We start from the raw sequence: 19,050 nt of genomic DNA, 5'->3' as shown, positions 1-19,050 counted from the left end.
TTAGTGTACCACTACACTTATCAATTTCCCCTCTTTAATAAAGAGGAGGAATAAGAAAGAAACTTCGTTATTTCTACTATTCCATTTCCCCTTTTTTGAGAAAGATAGGGAAATAAGGCAGCTCTACTATTTTTCCTACTAATCAATCCCCCCTCTTTAACAAAGAGGGGGATAGGGGGAGATTTAAATCGCTTTTGCGATAAGATCCCCCATTTCCTTAGTAGAAACAGGTTTATTTTCATCGGCTAAATCTGCCGTGCGATAGCCATTTTCAAGCACTTTTTGCACCGCACTTTCAATTTCACGGGCAGCCTCGTTGAGGTTGAAGCTGTAACGCAACATCATTGCCGCAGACAAAATTTGGGCGATTGGGTTGGCAATGCCTTTGCCCGCAATATCAGGGGCTGAGCCGCCAGCGGGTTCGTATAAACCGAAGCCTTGTTCGTTAAGGCTGGCAGAGGGCAACATTCCCATAGACCCCGTGATCATCGCACATTCGTCAGAAATAATATCGCCAAAAATATTCGAGCAAAGTAGCACGTCAAAAAACTCAGGTTGTTTAATCAGTTGCATTGTGGCGTTGTCGATATAAATATGATCCACCTTGACTTCAGGGTAGGCTTTCGCCATTTCTTCCACCACTTCACGCCATAGCACAGAACTCATCAATACGTTAGCTTTATCCACAGAGGTAAGATGTTTTTTGCGTTTCATCGCCGTTTCAAAAGCCACTTTGGCAATGCGTTCAATTTCATAGCGGTGATACACTTCGGTATCAAAGGCTTTTTCGCTCGCTCCCTCGCCTTCACGTCCTTTCGGCTGTCCGAAATAAATCCCGCCTGTTAATTCACGCACAGTAACGATGTCGAAGCCTTTCGCCGCGATGTCCGCACGCAATGGGCAGAATTTTTCTAACCCTTTATACAGGGTCGCGGGGCGAAGATTGCAGAACAAGGAAAAATGTTTACGCAAAGGCAACAATGCCCCACGTTCAGGCTGTTGATTTGGCGGTAAATGCTCCCATTTTGGCCCACCCACAGAGCCGAACAAAATCGCATCGCTTTCTTCGCAACCTTTTAAGGTTTCCGCTGGCAGAGGCGTGCCGTGATTGTCAATAGCAATGCCGCCAATATCAAAATGACGATAAGTTAATTGAAAATCATACTTTTTTTGCACCGCACTTAACACTTTTAAGGCTTCTGCCATCACTTCAGGGCCGATGCCATCGCCGCTCAACACGGCAACATTATAATTTTTCATCTCAACACTCCTTAATTCACCGAATTTTTATGTAATTTTAAATTTTCTACTTTATGCGAACGGTAGATCGCATTGATTGCGTGGATTAACGCCCGTGCAGAGGATTCCACAATATCCGTTGCCAAGCCCACACCGTGGAAGCGGCGACCTTTATGCTCCACCACAATATCCACTTGCCCGAGTGCTTCCGCCCCCTCGCCTTTGGCAGTTAAGTTGTAGTTCAGCATTTTTAACTCAATGCCTGTGATTTTCAAAATGGCATTGAACACCGCATCAACAGGTCCATTCCCACCACTCGACACTTGGCTTAATTTCTCGCCGTCCAATTCCACTTGCACGAAAGCGGAAGCAGGCAAATGGCTAATCATTTGCGAGGTGATTACATCAAGGGTTAAGCGATCTTCATCACCCTGTTGCATATCAATAAAGGCAAGGGCTTCTAAATCGTAGTCAAAGACTTGCCCTTTTTTGTCCGCTAATTTCAAAAAGGCTTCGTATAATTTATCCAAATCATATTCGTTCTCTTGATAACCCATTGAATCCATATGATTTTTCACCGCCGCACGACCAGAACGGGCAGTCAAATTTAATTTTTCTTTTTTCAAGCCGATGGTTTCTGGCGACATAATTTCATAGGTGTTTTTATTTTTCACCATACCGTCTTGGTGAATACCCGAAGAATGGGCGAAGGCGTTTGATCCCACAATGGCTTTATTCGGCTGAATCGGCATATTGCATAATTGGCTCACCATTTGGCTGACGCGGTGGATTTCTTGCGTATTAATGCGAGTGTCCACGCCAAACAAGGCTTGGCGGGTTTTGATCGCCATCACCACTTCTTCTAATGCCGTGTTACCAGCACGCTCGCCGATACCGTTGATGGTACATTCAATCTGTCTTGCCCCATTTTGCACGGCGGTTAAAGAATTGGCAGTCGCCATACCCAAATCGTTATGGCAATGCACGGAAATAATGGCTTTATCAATGTTTGGCACGCGGTTCATCACATTGGCGATAATGTTGCCGTATTCCATCGGTAAGCAATAGCCCACGGTGTCGGGAATATTCACGGTGGTTGCCCCCGCATTAATCGCCGCTTCTACGATACGGCAAATATTGTCAATCCCCGTACGCCCTGCGTCCTCGCAAGAAAATTCCACATCATCGGTATAACGTCTGGCATGTTTCACCGCGTTGATTGCCATTTCTACCACATCGTCAAAAGTACGGCGTAATTTGGCTTCAACGTGCAAGGCGGAGGTGGCGATAAAAGTATGAATACGAAAGGCTTCAGCCACTTTCAAGGCTTCCGCAGCCACATCAATGTCTTTATCCACCGCACGAGATAAGGCACAAACGCGACTATTTTTAACCTGTTGTGCAATGGTTCGGACAGATTCAAAATCCCCCGCTGAAGATACAGGGAAGCCCACTTCCATCACATCAACGCCAAGACGCTCAAGGGCAAGTGCGATTTGCAACTTTTCTTTTACCGTTAAACTGGCTTTTAACGCTTGTTCACCATCTCTTAAGGTTGTATCGAAAATAATAACTTGATTACTCATACTCCACCGTCGTCAACATAAAAAAGAGTTAAAAAAAAGCCCGCTAAGTGCGGGCAGATGTGTGTTTGCTTAAATTCAATTTTTTCTTTATCCACGCCTTACCGCACAAATTGTTAATTTGTGAGTAACAGAATCAGAGATAAAGAAATAGGAGAAAACATTGTTCAAAACCTTATAAAACTGAAAAACGTGATCGATTTTGCCGAAAAGAGTATTTTAAGTCAATAGCATTTTATGCTAAATAATGGCTTATTTTGCTTTTTTAAAATACAGAATATAGTGTTAAAACCTAAACAAATATAAAAAACAGCTATTTTTAACTAATAAATATAAAAAGATTAATTTTATTCTCTAGCTTTTCTTCTTAATATAAAACTAAATTTTTTTATTTTTATTAGCTAAAAAATGCTCAAGTTGTTGTTTAAAAATTGTTGTTTTTAGTTTTTTTTGTGTAAAAAATAAGCTTTTAAATTGTTTCAACTGTTTTTCTAGATTGTCATTTGGATAATGGTGAAATAATCGACGTAAAGCAGCATAACTTACTGCTAAAGTGCGTTGATATTGAATAAATTCATCAATAAACTGCCAATCTTCTGAATTTAAATGCCAATCTGTTTCTACTTGTGAATCAAGTTTTGTTAATAATGGATGTTCACTTAATATAAAATCGCGTTGGAAACGATTCACTGCCTGTTGACAAAAAACTGTACCAGCAGTAGATAACGGATAAATCATCATTACGCTGTAATTGCCACTGCTTGCTTCCGGCTTAACACTAACAGCACTTAATTGAAAACCTAATTCTTTCCAAAATCGAAATAATGAGGTTTCAAAGCCAAAACTGACTGAAAGATAATCAACGTGATGCTGATACTTTTGTATACATTGCTGAATTAACTGTGTTCCTAAGGTTTGATGTTGATATTGAGGGAGCACAGCAATCCGCGAAATACGTACTGAACGTAATGTTAAGGCTTGTGATAAATTGGTTTGAAAACACAAAGCTTGAGCAACCAAATTTCCTTTTGGACGACGATAACCTAACCGAATTTGTTCAACTAGTTTTTCATCACAAAAACCCCCCTCTTCTAAACACCATACTACACCAATAATACGTTCCGCTATTTCTACCGTTATAAAATATTGATTAGTACCATCCATTAAACGACGTAAATCAGTAGGTGAAGTGCGGTAATGAGACAAGTTGAGTAATTGATATAGTTCAGCAAAGGGAAAATTGATCGGCAAAGTATTATAAACATTAAATTTCGGTTTACTATTTTGATAAGGGATATTGGAGATGTTTTGAGCTACTAATGCTAATTGATCCATCCATTGTTCAAGTCGATCATTCTGCTGCCAGCGTAACGGAATGTCTAAATCAAAAAAGTGAATTTTTCGCTTTAAATATCCTTGTAGCTTCAAGATAAAGCCTTTGCCTGATCCCTCATAACCTTCACTGGTGCTTGTCAACAGCACTTTGCTGAAGGCATTGGAAAATAATGCAAGACTTGACAATGGCAACATTGCAGCCTCGTCAACAATTAAAAATTCGTTATTATTGAACTGTTTTTGTTTAATTTTTTGTAGTAGTTCATCTGGTGCAATAAAATTCAATTTCTGAGGTAAAGCAAATTTGGCAACAGTTGTTACTGCTTTTTTATTCGCAGCAGTAATTAAAATATTTGCTGTTTGTGACTGTTGCTGAATTAATTGACCAAGCAAAGCTGATTTACCTCGTCCACGGCGAGCAGATAATAATAGAATGCCATTGGGTTGTTGAGCTAGCTGCATCAATACTGCTTGTTGATGCTTTATAGCAGAAGGTGGTATATGCCAATTAGCGGAAGTCAGCTGTGGAAGTATGATTTCACTTCCATTTTCTTGATAAACAACAATTTGTTGCCAAGCAACAGTTTGTTTAAACCAATTCATAAAATGTGGCACGGTATGCGGTCGTTGACCGTTGTTCCAACGTTCACTATCAAAATCGATACATTCATCCAGCTTGTGCCATTCAGGTATGAAAAGAAATAAAGCACCGCCAGCCTGTAATGTTGCTGATAAGATCAATAAACTATCCAAATGGAATGCAATATCTTTTTCCACTGTCGCATCAAAAATAGCAAATTGAAATTCTTGTCCTAATATATTGCGACTTTGTTGAAAAGCATAACAAGAAAGAGAATCCTGAGTATATTGCGGTAGCTGATAACCGCAATATACACCGTGATAATGTTGATAATGTTGAATAATCTTGAGCTGTTGTTCTATTTTCCAGTGTGATGACCCGGAAAAAATAATAATTTGACGAGAAAAATCTTGCACTTAGATTTTCTCACTTACATAAGGATCAGCATATCCCATTGACAGCATAATCTCTGTTTCCAAATTTTCCATTTCTTCAGCTTCATCATCTTCAATATGATCATAGCCCAACAGGTGTAAACAGCCGTGTACGGTCAAATGTGCATAATGAGCTTCTAAAGAAATTTGCTGTTCCTGAGCCTCTTTTTCAACCACTTGACGACAAATGACTAAATCGCCCAATAACGGCAATTCAATGCCTTCCGGCACTTCAAACGGGAACGAAAGCACATTAGTAGGACGATCTTTGCCTCGATAAGTAAAATTCAAATGATGGCTTTCTTCCTCATCCACGATCCGAATTGTCATTTCTACATTATCCTGCTGCGGTTTAACCGCCTGTGTCGCCCAATAGGTGAATTGTTGTAATGTCGGTAAATTGCTTTGATCCTCACTGGCAATTTGTAGATCTACCAGCATTTCAGCATTATTCGTCATTTTGTTGTTCCTCTAATTTTGCTTGACGACGTTGTTCCGCAAGCGCTTTACGGCGTAACTGTTCTTCTTCGTCCCATTTTTCATACGCCTGCACCACTTTCGCCACCACCGGATGGCGCACAATATCTTCGCTCTTAAAATAATTAAAACTTAAATCGTCTACATTGCTTAACACTTCAATCGCGTGTCGCAAGCCTGATTTTTGCCCGCGCGGTAAATCAACCTGAGTAATATCGCCGGTAATGACCGCTTTAGAATTAAAACCGATACGGGTCAAAAACATTTTCATCTGCTCAATGGTCGTGTTTTGACTTTCATCCAAAATAATAAAAGCATCATTCAAAGTTCGACCGCGCATATATGCCAACGGTGCAATTTCAATCACATTGCGCTCCATCAACTTCTGCACTTTCTCAAAACCGAGCATTTCAAAAAGCGCATCATATAAAGGTCGCAAATAAGGATCGATTTTTTGGGCTAAATCCCCAGGTAAGAAACCTAATTTTTCCCCTGCTTCCACCGCTGGACGAGTTAATAATAAACGGCGTACTTGCTGTTTTTCTAGTGCTTCAACTGCTGCCGCCACCGCTAAAAAGGTTTTCCCCGTTCCCGCAGGTCCAATCCCAAAGCTAATATCATGACGCAAAATATTATGTAAATATTGGATCTGATTTTTGCCACGTGGTTTGATCACACCACGCTTAGTTTTGATCGTGGTACTAAAGACTTTAGCTTCATCATCTTCAACGGTATCAACCTGTTGCAGCAACATTCTGCTTTCCTGGATTGCTAAATGAATTTGCTCAAGATCGAGTTCATTCACTTTGCCTTTTACCATTGCCGTTTCGACATATAAACGTTGAATGAGCTTTGCCACATTTTTCAACAACTGTGCGTGATGAGGTTTACTTTCTTCGTCTGCTGACTCTAAGGTAAACGTAAAATTACGGCGAGAGATAATTAGGTTAAACTGTTTTTCAATCAATGAGATATGTTCATCAAAAGGACCACAAAGTGATTGCAAACGAGCATTATCTTGTGGTTCTAACGTAAAAACTTCTGAAATTGTTGTGGTCAAGTTCCACCTCAGTGGTTACATAAAAGTGTTGGTAGTATAGCGTTTTTCTGGTGAGCAATAAATTCCCTTTTATCTTACCTATTACAGCAATCTATAAACTTTTCCAATTCATCAGGAACTTCTACTAAAAATGCCAATCTGAATATCGGTTAATTAATTACTTTTATTTATTATTAAGGATAGTATATGAAACTCACTGAACACGATGTTACTCCCGAACATATTTTTAAAAAACGTCGCCAACTAATTGCTTTATTAGGGGGAGCAAGTATTACGCCATTACTGCCTAAACTAAGTTATGCAGAAGATAAAATCGATCGCCGTATCGCATTAGATTTTTCTACCCAAGCAGAAAATACATTGCCATTAACGCCTGAAGAAAAAGTGATTGGTTATAATAATTTTTATGAATTTGGTGTTGAAAAAGGATCGCCCGCACACTACGCAAAAGATTTCAAAACGGATCCTTGGCAATTAGAAATTGGTGGTGAAGTTGAGAAACCACTTATCTTAGATCACCAAGATCTCCTCACTAAATTTCCATTAGAAGAGCGAATCTACCGTTTCCGTTGTGTCGAGGCTTGGTCAATGGTTATTCCTTGGATTGGTTTCCCACTCTCCTCTTTATTAAAAGCTGTTGCTCCTACTAGTAAAGCAAAATATGTTGTCTTCGAAACGCTGTATGATCCAGAGCAGATGCCAGGGCAAAAAAATCCTTTCTTCGGTGGTAATATTGATTACCCTTATATCGAGGGATTGACGATTGAAGAAGCAATGAATCCACTAACGCTGATGTCTGTCGGGCTATATGGTAAAACCTTAGCACCACAAAGTGGCGCGCCGATTCGCTTAGTTGTACCTTGGAAATACGGGTTTAAGAGTATTAAATCCATTGTCAAAATTACCTTAAGTGAAACTCGCCCATTAACCACTTGGGTAAAACTCGCTCCACATGAATATGGTTTTTATGCCAATGTCAATCCAAAAGTAGATCATCCTCGTTGGTCACAAGCCTCCGAACGCGTAATTGGGTCTGGTGGATTATTTGATATTAAAAGACAGCCAACATTAATGTTTAATGGTTATGAAGAACAAGTTGCTCACTTATATTCTCACCTGGATTTAAGCAAGAATTACTAAGATGTTATTTAAAATTTTGCGTTATTGTATTCATTTGGGAGGAGTTATCCCTCTCCTTTGGCTTATCTATGCGATCAATTTTAATTTGGTAAGTAGCTTTGGTACTGATCCAATTAAAGAGATTATTCATTTTCTAGGCTATACCGCCTTATTATTTTTATTAATCTTATTTAGTTTTAGGATTATTACGCAGTGCTTACGGCAACCAATATTACTCCCACTACACCGCAGTTTGGGGCTATGGGGATTATTTTGGTTATCGTTGCACATTGTTGGTTATCTTGCGTTAGAACTAGGCTTTGATTTCCAACTTTTTATTAGCGAAATCGTGAGTAGAACCTATCTACAAATTGGCTTTATTGCAATGATTCTGTTGGTTTTGATTGCCTTATCTTCAATTCCTTATATCAAAAGAAGATTAGGTAAGCGTTGGTTTTCGCTACACCAATTATCCTTATTGGTCGTTGTTTTAGCAGCAATTCATTATTACCTATCACTAAAAGCCTATAACATTGATTCGTTACTGTTTTTAGCGCTTTGTGGAGTATTTGTGTTATGGAAAACCTTTGCAAGGCGGGTTTTGGCTTGGTGTTACCGTTAATATTAAGTGAGCCTAATTTTAGATTTTGTTAGCGCATTTTTCTGTTAACAGTTATTTAGGTTTCACGCCCCTCGCACACTTGCTAATCCTCATTCTAATAAGATTTTTTACAAGTGTGAGAGGGAATAGATTAAGCATTTATTAAATTTGTGACCAAATTGAGACCAATCTGCAATCTTGCCTTGATGCCCAATTCCTAATTCCCAATTAAAACAACTCTGGAAATAACATCTTAATCACATTTTTTGTGACGCGTCTTGAAGTCCCTTGATAGGGGAAAATGTGCATCATCATCATTGGGTTAAAATTGGCTTCAATCACGCCCCAAGAACTTAATTTAGGCTCTGCCGGTTTAGTGTAATCAGGCACAATCAAATCCACGCCGCAAACCGCTGCGCCCATTGCTTTGGTAATGCCTATCGCCAACGCTTTATAACTTGGATGCATTAAGTCGGTCATATCGATTGAGTCACCGCCGGTGCTGATATTGGAGTTCGCCCGTAATTGCACTTTTCTTCCCTTTTCCGGTACTGAATCAACCGTTAATCCCTGCTCTTTTAACTGTAATTTTTCAATATCGCCTAATGCAATCTTCTTCAATGGCGTACGGCTGCCGTCACCGCGCAATGGGTGTTCATTTTTTGCTGCAACCAATTCAGCAACGGTATGTTGTCCATCACCAAGCACATTTGCCGGTTCACGCAACAATACCGCTAAAGTTTCATCGCCTAATACAAAGAAACGATATTCGGTACCGACTAAATAATCTTCAATCATAACCTCTTTATCTTCTCGGAAAGCGATTTCTACCGCTTGGCGGAAATCTTCCCGATTTTCTACGCCTTGTTTAAAAATGGTAATTCCCAAACCGAAATTGGTTGATTTTGGTTTAATCACCACCGCACGATGTTCAAATAACGGATAGGCACGCACCGCATCTTCAACATTTCTAAACTCAAGGCTTTGTGGTACATTAAAACCGGCTTTCGCCAACACCTTTTTCGTCACTACTTTATTTTCCATAATTAATGGTGAAATATAGCTATCTTTTGAGGTCATATTGCCGTTTTTCACATATTCAATATGATCACCGACTTGTAAACAGAGGAACTGATCATTTTCATCTAAGATCTCAGTTTTAATACCCTGTTGGATTAGGTCAAATATCAGTGCTTGCGTTGAAAGTTCCATATTGTCAAAAGCAGTTAATGCATAATAACGTGCTGTCGCTGCTGCCTTATTCTGTTTTGCTAATGCCAATCCTAACTGATGATAGTCTGTCGGTTTTTGCATATTTTGCACTAGGCGTCCGCAAAGTGTCATTTCTGGCGATAACAGTTGCTGACGTTTTTGTTGTACGGTCTGTTTCACTGATTCAGGTGCGTTTAACTGTGCTAACATCTGCTCAAATTGATCAAATAAAGCCAATCCTTCTTGTTGATAAGCTGTAATTGATAGAGGGTGTTCCAATGCCACTTCCGCTAGCATTTCCCGTCCTTTTTCAACATCACGTTGATCTGCTGTATTTTCCAGCCATAACATCAATAATATAAAATAGTGAATAAATTCCGCGTCTTCCAATTCAATGCCATATTGAGCAAAAGGATTAAGATCAAATAAACGGAATTCTAGGTACCAATAATTCTCTCACCTGTTTTTTCGCACCACGGAAACGGATATTGGAATAGAACTCTTTTTCTGCAATCAATTTCCCATTGTTTACCCAATGTTCCAACGTTTCTACATATTGATGCAAGTTTTCATAGGAAACTTTAATTTCTTCGTGATTAACATAACCATAATAGCTAGAGCGTAAGCTACGAACAAATTGTTGAGGGATTTGTTGTCCTTTTCTAAAGAAAGCATTTTCAACACTGGGTGAAGCGGCAAATAAATAGAGCAACAGCCATTGATAACGTAAGAAATTTTTTCCTAGTTTTAGATAAAGATCATTACGAAAAATGATTGGATCCTGATATGTTTTTTGTAATTGGAACAATTTTTCGATCAGATCATCCGCCAATTGGAAATTGTAGTGAATACCGCTGATCATCTGTTTGTATTTGCCGTAACTCTCGACTAAATGCTCACGATAAGCGACATCATCCGCATTATCCAGCTGTGCTACTTTAATTTCACTTTCCGGTGGTAACGCCAAAGGCATACTGAACGGTGAAAGATATTCATTTTCCGGCAAAGATCGCAACACCACTTCGTGAATCGCAGACAACCAACGATAAGCATCTTTAACACTCTGCTGTGGCGGTGTAATTAATTCCAGCTGGCTTTCTGCAAAATCGGTCTGAATATAAGGGTGATAGGAGCGGTTTCCAAAAACTTTCGGATGCGATGTGGTAACAATTTTTCCTTTTTCATCAATACGTTGACTCTCTTTCTCAATGCCAAACGTACCTTGTTGGAATAACAGTTCAAGGTGATTTTGTGTTATCAGTTGCTGAATATTCATATTTATTAGCCTTTCTCGAGTCCCAAATTAACCGAGCATTAATATGAAATTTCATCAAGAAATGCAAATAACTTTTAACTATATGTTATATAGATTCAGTATTTGAAAGTTATCTTTTGTTATGAAAAACAAGCAACAAAAAGACCCTTCTACTTGGTGAAAGGGTCTATTCAAATTTTTATACTAAAATCAATTAATTTTTTGCTTTTGCCGCTGCTTTAACAATAGTAGCAAATGCAGGCGCTTTTAATGATGCACCACCGACCAATGCACCATCAATATCAGGCATTGCAAATAATTCTGCCGCATTGCTATCATTAACAGAACCGCCGTATTGTAGAATCACTTGTTCTGCAACTTTTGCATCTTTCTTCGCAATATGGCTACGAATAAAAGCGTGCACCGCTTGAGCCTGTGCCGGAGTAGCAGATTTTCCTGTACCGATTGCCCAAATTGGTTCATAAGCAATAACTGCACCTAAAAAGGCTTCCGCACCTAATGTATTTAATACTGCATCAATTTGTCTTGCACAAACTTCTTCTGTTTTTCCTGCTTCATTTTCCGCTTCGCTTTCACCAATACAAAGTACAGGCACCAATCCTTGCTCTTTTAATACTGCAAATTTTTGCGCAATAAATTCATCGCTTTCGTGGTGATATGCGCGGCGTTCAGAGTGACCGATAATAATATATTTTGCACCGAAATCTTTTAACATTGTTGCAGAAATATCACCGGTAAACGCACCAGACTGTTTAAGATCAACATTTTGTGAACCTAGTGCAATTTTGCTACCAGCTAATGCTGCTTCCGCTTCTGCTAAATACATTACTGGTGGAGCAATTGCCACATCACAGCCTTCAACGCCTGCTAATTCAGCTTTCAAACCATTGATCAATTCTTTGGTAAATGCCTTACTACCATTTAACTTCCAATTGCCCATAACTAAAGGACGACGAGCCATAATTTTCTCCTTGATTATATTCAAAAAAATAACGGCGCTTACTATAGCAAAAATCACTAAAAATCATTAGAGATATATCAAAAAAAGCGATAATTTTTTACAATAACCGCTAATTTAATGATTAACCCGATTTTTAATAACAACAAATCAAAACAGATTATGAGAATACCACGCATCTATCATCCGACATTCTTAGCTCATCTCTCTCAATGCCAATTAACTGAAGAGGCGATGCACCACGTAGGGCGCGTTTTAAGAATGAAAGTGGGTGAAGCCCTTGAATTATTTGATGGCAGTAATCATATTTATCCTGCCATAATTACGGAAATCAACAAAAAACAGATTACGGTTGCACTACAAAATGCAATCTTTGATGATCGCGAATCACCATTAAATATTCATCTCGGGCAAGTTATCTCACGTGGCGAACGGATGGAATTTACCATTCAAAAATCAGTAGAACTGGGCGTAAAAACAATTACACCATTATGGTCTGAACGTTGCGGTGTAAAATTAGATGCAGAGAGAATGGAAAAAAAGATACAACAGTGGAGAAAAATCGCCATTGCAGCGTGTGAACAGTGCGGACGTAATATCATTCCGGAAATTCGCCCATTGATGAAATTGCAAGATTGGTGCGCAGAAAATGATGGAATGTTGAAATTAAATCTCCATCCGCGTGCCTCACAATCAATTAAGCAACTGCCTCCACCACCTGCAGCTGGTGTGCGTTTATTAATCGGCTCAGAGGGTGGCTTATCTGAACAGGAGATTGAACAAACTGTTCAACAAGGTTTCACCGAAGTGTTGCTCGGCAAACGTGTTTTGCGTACCGAAACTGCTTCGCTCGTTGCAATCAGTGCATTACAGATCTGTTTTGGTGATTTGTAGTTTAGTTTTAAGGAACTGTATGACATTACAAAATCAATTTCTTGTAGCAATGCCCGATTTAGACGATCCTTTTTTCCAACGCTCTGTGGTTTATATCTGTGAAGATAACGAGCAGGGTTCAATGGGATTAGTGATTAATCAGCCGACCGATTTAAGTCTGGCGGAAATGATGGCAAAAATGAATCATCTAATGCCAACCGAGCCTCAATATCCGGAAAAGATGATCTTCGCCGGCGGTCCAGTCAATATTGAACAAGGGTTTGTACTACATACCATCACTAATAAAAACTATCGCTACTCGTTTGCCATCAATGATGATTTAATGTTGACAACATCATCCGATATTTTATTGTCATTAAACAGTGAAGACGCACCGAAAAATTATTTTATTGCTCTTGGTTGTGCTTTATGGCAACCGGAACAACTTGCTGATGAAATCAAGAATAACGACTGGTTAACCGTGCCGGCAGATTACAATATTTTGTTTAAGCTCCCTTTTGAACAACGTTGGCAGGCAGCGAATAAACTTTTAGGTATTAATCAAAGCTATGAATTAAGCCACGAAATGGGGAGAGCATAATGCAAAATTTAACCATTATTGCTTTTGATTTCGGTACACAAAGTATTGGTTGTGCCGTAGGACAAAGCATTACACAAACCGCTCAAGCTTTGCCGGCATTCAAAGCACAAGATGGTATTCCTAATTGGGATGCGATAAAAAAATGCCTTGATGAATGGAAACCTAATTTGGTAGTTGTTGGCTTACCGCTAAATATGGATGGGACGGAACAAGAAATAACACAAAGAGCAAGAAAATTTGCTAATCGTTTAAATGGTCGTTTCGGTGTTAAAATCGCTTTACAAGATGAACGATTAACCACTACTGAAGCGCGTGCCGAAATTTTTTCTCGTGGCGGTTACCGAGCCTTAAACAAAGGAAAAATCGATTCTATTTCAGCTTGTCTTATTCTAGAAAGCTGGTTTGAAAATCAACTTTTCAAACACAATGATAGACAATAAAAAACTTGGGTATAGCCCAAGTTTTTTATCACGCTTTCTACAAACATTCTATTTCGCTACTTCTAAGCGCTCAAAAACCAACACTCGTTTTTCCAGCTTACGCAAGAAATAGGTGGCAACACCGGTAATCACTAAATATATCACGCCTGCCAAACCATAAATTAACAGTGCATTATATTCTGTACCGTATAGCTGGCGAGCATAGCCCATAATATCCATAATGGTAATAGTGGATGCCAACGAAGTCCCTTTGAAAACTAAAATAATTTCATTAGTATAAGATGGCAATGCACGTTTAAGGGCATATGGAATCAAGATCTTCAACGTTTGCGCGCGCGATAACCCCAAGGCGGCACAACTTTCCCACTGCCCTTTGGAAATCGCTTTAACTGCCCCATAAAAAAGCTGTGTCGAATAGGCTGCACTATTTAATGCCAGTGCTAACATTGCACAGAACCAAGCATTTGATAACAGCGACCATAATGGGCTATTCACAACCCATTGAAATTGCCCTGGGCCACTATAAATTAAGAAAATTTGTACTAATAACGGCGTACCGGTAAATAAAGTGAGATAAATACCGACAAGTTTTTTAATAATTGGATTTCCCAATGCCAATAGGAAAGTAAATAAAATTGCTAAAAAGAAAGCTATAACCAGTGCAACTACGGTTAACAATAGGCTGGTAGGAATCCCTTGAGCAATAGTTACAAAATACTCTTGAACCATTAGCTTTTCTCCCGTTCAAAACGCGTAAAATAGAGATCCAATTTTCTTATACCCGCTTGGCTGATTAATGTGATCACCAAATAAAGCAATGCCGCAATACCGTACCAAGTAAAAGGTTGATGTGTACTGGCGTTAACCAATTCCGCCTGACGCATTAAATCATCGACACCGATTAATGAAACCAGCGCCGTATCTTTCAATAAAACTAGCCACTGATTACTCAATCCCGGTAATGCGTGTCTCCACACTTGAGGCATAATAATGCGGATAAAAGTTTGAGAACGACTTAATCCCAATGCTACACTAGATTCCCATTGTCCCAATGGGATAGCTTGAATCGCACCTCGCAATGACTGAGAAGCATATGCTGCAAAAATAATCGCTAACGCTACTGCACCACACCAAAATGCACTGAATTCAATGTACTCTTCTGTTAATAAAAACAACACTTGCGTTGAACCAAAGAAAATCAACAATACAACCAGTATTTCAGGTAATCCACGCAATAATGTTACGATTATTGAGGTAGGTCGACTGATACAACGGACTTTACTAGTTTCCAACACCACAAAAATGATGGCTAAAATCAATCCAAGTATCAAAGAACAAACCGCTAACCCCAGTGTAACTAAGGTAGCGGAAAACATTAAATTGATAAAATCTGAAAACATATTAATTATTTACCAGACATCCATTTGTCATAAATTTTTTGGTATTCGCCGTTTGCTTTAATCTCTTTCAAGCCTTGATTAAGTTGACCCAATAGTTCGGTATTTTTCTTATTAACGGCAATTCCTAAGCCTGTACCGAAATATTCCGGATCAGTCACTTTATCACCTACAAAATGCACCGCTTTATCACTTTTAATCCATTCAGCCAATACTGCAGTATCACCGAAGATAATATCAATACGGCCATTTTTTAAATCAAGAATCGCATTTTGCAAGGTGGAATACGGTTTACTATCGTACTGTTTTGCTTTTGCAGCAACATATTGTTGGAATGTTGTTCCATTCTGTACACCTACGTTTTTCGCATTTTCTAAAGTAATGCCCTCTTTTGCTGCCACAAAGCTAGCAGAACTATCGTAATACGGATCAGAAAAACTCACCTGTTTTGCACGTTCTGGTGTAATGTCTATTGCTGAAATAGCAGCATCAAAACGTTTAAATTTTAATCCAGCAATTAAGCTATCGAAAGATTGGCTACTGAATTTGCAATCCGCCTTGATCTCTTTACAAATCGCATTGGCAACATCAACATCAAAACCAACAATCTCACCTTTTTCATTGGTATTTTCAAACGGTGGATAAGTCGGTTCCATCGCAAAAGTAATGGTTTGTGCATTTGCTGCTACTGCTGTACCAAATAATAAACTGGCTAATAAAACTTTTTTCATTCTGTTTCTCCTGTATGGGATTTAGTGTGATAAATATTGTTTAAATTGTTGTGTTTTCGGATTTTCAAAACAAGAGGCATCACCAACTTCAATAATGTGTCCTTGCTCCATATACACGACTTTAGTCGCGGTTTTACGCGCCACATTTACTTCATGAGTCACAATAAACTGGGTAATACCAGTTTGTTGCAATTCTTGAATAATTGAAACTACTTGAGCGGTAATTTCCGGATCCAATGCTGCTGTTGGTTCATCAAATAATAAAACCTGTGGCTTCATCATTAATGCTCTGGCAATGGCAACACGTTGCTGCTGTCCACCAGACAAATGAAGTGGAAAGCGATCTGCTTGAGCCTCTAAACGTAAACGCTTTAACAACCCAAATGCTTGCTCTTTTGCCTCTGCTTCATTCAGATTAAGCACTTTCATCGGGGCTTCAATTAGATTCTGCATTACTGTCATATGTGGCCACAAATTGTATTGTTGAAATACCATTCCAACATCCTGCCGTAACTGACGAATCTGTTTAGGATCATTGTTAGTGGAAAGATCAAATCGATTATTGGCAATCACCAACTCACCGCTTTTAGGAACTTCCAATAAATTTAATGTACGAATAAAAGTACTTTTTCCTGCGCCACTAGGACCTAACAATACCACAATGTCGCCCTGTTCGGCGGTCAAATTGATATCGAATAACGCTTGGGTGGAACCATAAAAAAAGTTTACATTTTTAATGCTGATGGTCATTGAGCTAAACTCTACTTGATACGCTAAAAATGCAAATATATTAATATTTTCTGCATATTTATGCAATAAAGTTTTACTCTATATATAATAACTCATTGAATAACTGACGAATTAAACGCTCGTCTCGTTCGATTTGTAATAAATTATCCGAAACCAAACTGATATAGCCGACACAACTTAATAGATCAACGGTTAATGGTAATGGTGAAGCTGATTTGTATGGAAATATGGCATCAACAAAGGAGGGACATAACGAAATTTTTTGCAAAAACTTTTCATTATCTAACCTATAATTTATTTTTTCATTAATCAAAAAAACGATTCTTGCCTGTTTTATTAAATGACCATCTTCCAATATTGGATGATTTAAATAAGCTGAAACAGCACTTTCCAACAAATGTGGTTGATAACAACGAGAAAAAATTTGTGGGGCCATTCCTCCGTGTAACCTTGCCCCTACTTCAATCATAACAGGAGCTCGTGCTGTCAACATAATTTCCATATGAATAGGTCCAAATTTAAAATCTAATGCCTCAGCGGCAGCTTTAGCATATTGAATAATATTTTGATATACCCCTTCTTGCGAATCTAACATTGTCATATTTTCATATACAAAACGACTACCATTGTGTATTCCCTTTTTATATCTACATAATGAAAGAACAAAGTAACTGCCTTGATATGCAACCATATCCACCACAAATTCAATACCTTCCAAATATTCTTGAATTAAATAGTGACTATTCACTTCACCAGTAATATTTCTTTTATGCCAATTCAAAGTCGTGATTTCAGATAAAACCTTATTTTTATTGACTAAATATACGACATCTTCAGAGCCAGCCGAATTTAAAGGTTTAACAATATATCCTTTTTCACTGTCAAATAATGATACATTTTTATTATTTTCGGTTATTTTTATTGTTTTTATTGCATTTAAATTTGCTTGAGATAACGCCTGTTGCATTTTAAATTTATTTCTTCTCAGCTCCGAATCGGATATATCATTGCTATTCACACCAAAATAGTCTGCCAACGCTTCGCCGACAATTACACCACTTTCAGATCCAATCACCACTGCTCGAATTTGCGATGGAGAAAACTGCTGTTTTGCCTGTTGTGGTGTAAGTGGCTGTTGATTACTAAAATCTCTCATATTGAAAGAGGATAAATAAAATGAAGCAATATTTTCACCGGAAAAGACCGCATAACAGTCAAATCCTTTCTGCTTAAAAATAGGGGCGTATAATTTCCCAGTAGAAAATGGATCAACAATTAAAATGACATTATTCATCATAAGCTCCCATTATTAAAAAAGAAATTAACAGTAATACCGCTACAAACGGTAACCCCATTGTGCCAAGCTCACCAAACCAAATTGTTTACTGATGATAATACCGATAATTAAACTACCAATTGATTGAAATAAAGTATAATAAGACGCACTTAATCCACCTAAATAGGATGCTTGCTGATCATTCTCTGCTAAAAGAATTAATTTCTCACGCAGAAAAATACGTAAACTATTAATATGAAATCCTAGCAAAAAACAGAAAATCGGCATTAAATAGAGTGTCGTATTCATTACGAACAACAGATCAAAAAAGATTAATCCAATAGGAAGAAACCATTTTCTGTTGGTGATTGGCATAAATACTGCTAAAAATGCACCTATGCCGGCAAATCCACTCGCTCTACCAAAATCACTTGCGTTCCAATGATGTATTTCTTGAAAGAAAATAGGCGTTGTTAGGTTAAACGTTGAAATATGTAATCCAATAAAGCCTAAAGTAATACAAATAAAAATGGATTGTTTAGATATTGATTTTTCCCTAATTTTTATTTCTTTTTTACTTATCTCTTCCCTTGTATTTTCTACAAAAAAATAATAAATCGAGCAAATAAAAATATCTAGAGAAGAGATAACTAAAATAGTAAAAACAAAAGAAAATTTGTCTAATAATAATGTGCCTATCATCGCACCGGCAAATGCTCCAGCTTGAATAACCGTTTGCATTAATCTTGCTGCTAAATTAGCGGTCAGCATTCCCCTCAACACCAATTTTGTGTTTTCAGTTTCATATGTGCTTAGCAACGTCAAACTCAATAAACCAAAAAATAATGAAATAACAATAAAAGTAAAAATATAATGACTAAAAAATGGTACAATAAGTGCAATCGCAAGATAAACCAGAATACGAAGTTTAAGTAATGATCTCAATGAAAGATGCAATAAATCCCATTTTTTAATGAACTTTCTAATGATTAATGGGAAAATTGCACTGATCGCTAAAATAACTGCCAATAATAAAGAAGATTGCGTTACTTGATAAGAAAACCACAAAATAATCATAAGCAACGCCATATCACTGAAATAGAAAAAA

At 38.1% G+C, this 19,050-nt stretch carries 17 protein-coding genes and 1 pseudogene; 5 read left to right on the top strand and 13 right to left on the bottom strand.

The window, feature by feature from the left end; genetic code table 11:
* Window positions 1–183 precede the first annotated feature (183 nt).
* From leuB to QV04_RS04795, 5 genes are all read right to left on the bottom strand, one after another.
* Window positions 184–1,260, bottom strand: coding sequence for a 3-isopropylmalate dehydrogenase (gene leuB, locus QV04_RS04815; RefSeq protein WP_065230790.1), 1,077 nt, complete (start codon window positions 1,258–1,260; stop codon window positions 184–186).
* 11 nt (window positions 1,261–1,271) lie between these two features.
* On the bottom strand, window positions 1,272–2,825 hold the full coding sequence (gene leuA, locus QV04_RS04810; protein ID WP_065230791.1) for a 2-isopropylmalate synthase: 1,554 nt from the start codon (window positions 2,823–2,825) through the stop codon (window positions 1,272–1,274).
* A 375-nt stretch (window positions 2,826–3,200) separates the two neighbouring features.
* Window positions 3,201–5,153, bottom strand: a complete 1,953-nt coding sequence (locus QV04_RS04805) for a GNAT family N-acetyltransferase (RefSeq protein WP_065230792.1) — start codon at window positions 5,151–5,153, stop codon at window positions 3,201–3,203.
* On the bottom strand, window positions 5,154–5,630 hold the full coding sequence (gene ybeY / locus QV04_RS04800; RefSeq protein WP_231924147.1) for an rRNA maturation RNase YbeY: 477 nt from the start codon (window positions 5,628–5,630) through the stop codon (window positions 5,154–5,156).
* Window positions 5,620–6,708, bottom strand: coding sequence for a PhoH family protein (locus QV04_RS04795; protein WP_065230793.1), 1,089 nt, complete (start codon window positions 6,706–6,708; stop codon window positions 5,620–5,622). The genes ybeY and QV04_RS04795 overlap by 11 nt, the downstream gene beginning before the upstream one ends.
* Before the next feature lie 186 nt (window positions 6,709–6,894).
* Between QV04_RS04795 and msrP the strand changes: the two genes are divergently transcribed.
* Both msrP and QV04_RS04785 read left to right on the top strand, forming a co-directional pair.
* Window positions 6,895–7,848 (top strand): protein-methionine-sulfoxide reductase catalytic subunit MsrP, encoded by a 954-nt coding sequence (msrP, locus tag QV04_RS04790; RefSeq protein ID WP_039083184.1) that lies wholly within the window; start codon window positions 6,895–6,897, stop codon window positions 7,846–7,848.
* A gap of 1 nt (window position 7,849) precedes the next feature.
* Entirely contained in the window at window positions 7,850–8,449 is a 600-nt protein-coding gene (locus tag QV04_RS04785; RefSeq protein WP_039083182.1) for a protein-methionine-sulfoxide reductase heme-binding subunit MsrQ, read from the top strand.
* 207 nt (window positions 8,450–8,656) lie between these two features.
* Here QV04_RS04785 and gshAB read toward each other — a convergent pair.
* Both gshAB and tpiA read right to left on the bottom strand, forming a co-directional pair.
* Window positions 8,657–10,916 (bottom strand): annotated as a pseudogene (gshAB, locus tag QV04_RS04780) (bifunctional glutamate--cysteine ligase GshA/glutathione synthetase GshB).
* A 193-nt stretch (window positions 10,917–11,109) separates the two neighbouring features.
* Window positions 11,110–11,877, bottom strand: coding sequence for a triose-phosphate isomerase (tpiA, locus tag QV04_RS04775; protein ID WP_065230794.1), 768 nt, complete (start codon window positions 11,875–11,877; stop codon window positions 11,110–11,112).
* A 159-nt stretch (window positions 11,878–12,036) separates the two neighbouring features.
* Here tpiA and rsmE point away from each other — a divergent pair, with 159 nt between their 5' ends.
* Genes rsmE through ruvX form a run of 3 tightly spaced genes read left to right on the top strand, consistent with a single transcriptional unit; the run spans window position 12,037 to window position 13,788 of the window.
* Window positions 12,037–12,768: a 16S rRNA (uracil(1498)-N(3))-methyltransferase gene (gene rsmE / locus QV04_RS04770; RefSeq protein ID WP_039171892.1), complete on the top strand. Its 732-nt coding sequence runs from the start codon at window positions 12,037–12,039 to the stop codon at window positions 12,766–12,768.
* Window positions 12,769–12,787: 19 nt separating this feature from the next.
* Window positions 12,788–13,348 carry a YqgE/AlgH family protein gene (locus QV04_RS04765; protein WP_065230795.1) on the top strand — a complete coding sequence of 187 codons (561 nt, stop codon included), beginning with the start codon at window positions 12,788–12,790 and terminating at the stop codon, window positions 13,346–13,348.
* Window positions 13,348–13,788: a Holliday junction resolvase RuvX gene (gene ruvX, locus QV04_RS04760; protein WP_065230796.1), complete on the top strand. Its 441-nt coding sequence runs from the start codon at window positions 13,348–13,350 to the stop codon at window positions 13,786–13,788. The genes QV04_RS04765 and ruvX overlap by 1 nt, the downstream gene beginning before the upstream one ends.
* Before the next feature lie 48 nt (window positions 13,789–13,836).
* On the opposite strand, the gene artM is transcribed toward ruvX, so the two are convergent.
* The 6 genes from artM to QV04_RS04730 form a co-directional block, all read right to left on the bottom strand.
* The gene (gene artM, locus QV04_RS04755; RefSeq protein WP_039171828.1) at window positions 13,837–14,517 is read right to left on the bottom strand and encodes an arginine ABC transporter permease ArtM; all 681 of its coding nucleotides are present in this window, start codon (window positions 14,515–14,517) and stop codon (window positions 13,837–13,839) included.
* Complete coding sequence (gene artQ / locus QV04_RS04750; protein WP_065230797.1) at window positions 14,517–15,188, bottom strand: arginine ABC transporter permease ArtQ; 672 nt, start codon at window positions 15,186–15,188, stop codon at window positions 14,517–14,519. Before artQ ends, artM begins: the two co-directional genes overlap by 1 nt.
* Before the next feature lie 5 nt (window positions 15,189–15,193).
* A complete protein-coding gene (locus QV04_RS04745; protein ID WP_065230798.1) occupies window positions 15,194–15,916 on the bottom strand; it encodes an arginine ABC transporter substrate-binding protein in 723 nt (240 codons plus the stop codon).
* A gap of 21 nt (window positions 15,917–15,937) precedes the next feature.
* On the bottom strand, window positions 15,938–16,666 hold the full coding sequence (gene artP, locus QV04_RS04740; protein ID WP_039134742.1) for an arginine ABC transporter ATP-binding protein ArtP: 729 nt from the start codon (window positions 16,664–16,666) through the stop codon (window positions 15,938–15,940).
* Window positions 16,667–16,739: 73 nt separating this feature from the next.
* Window positions 16,740–17,960, bottom strand: coding sequence for an ATP-grasp domain-containing protein (locus QV04_RS04735; protein ID WP_065230799.1), 1,221 nt, complete (start codon window positions 17,958–17,960; stop codon window positions 16,740–16,742).
* 42 nt (window positions 17,961–18,002) lie between these two features.
* Complete coding sequence (locus QV04_RS04730) at window positions 18,003–19,019, bottom strand: hypothetical protein (protein WP_156539678.1); 1,017 nt, start codon at window positions 19,017–19,019, stop codon at window positions 18,003–18,005.
* Window positions 19,020–19,050 lie beyond the last annotated feature (31 nt).

The organism is Gallibacterium genomosp. 1 (genome assembly GCF_001678575.1).
In the GTDB taxonomy this organism is placed as follows: Bacteria; Pseudomonadota; Gammaproteobacteria; order Enterobacterales; family Pasteurellaceae; genus Gallibacterium.
The sequence above is the reverse complement of the archived record's forward strand: the minus strand, read 5'-3'. Positions and strand labels throughout refer to the sequence as shown.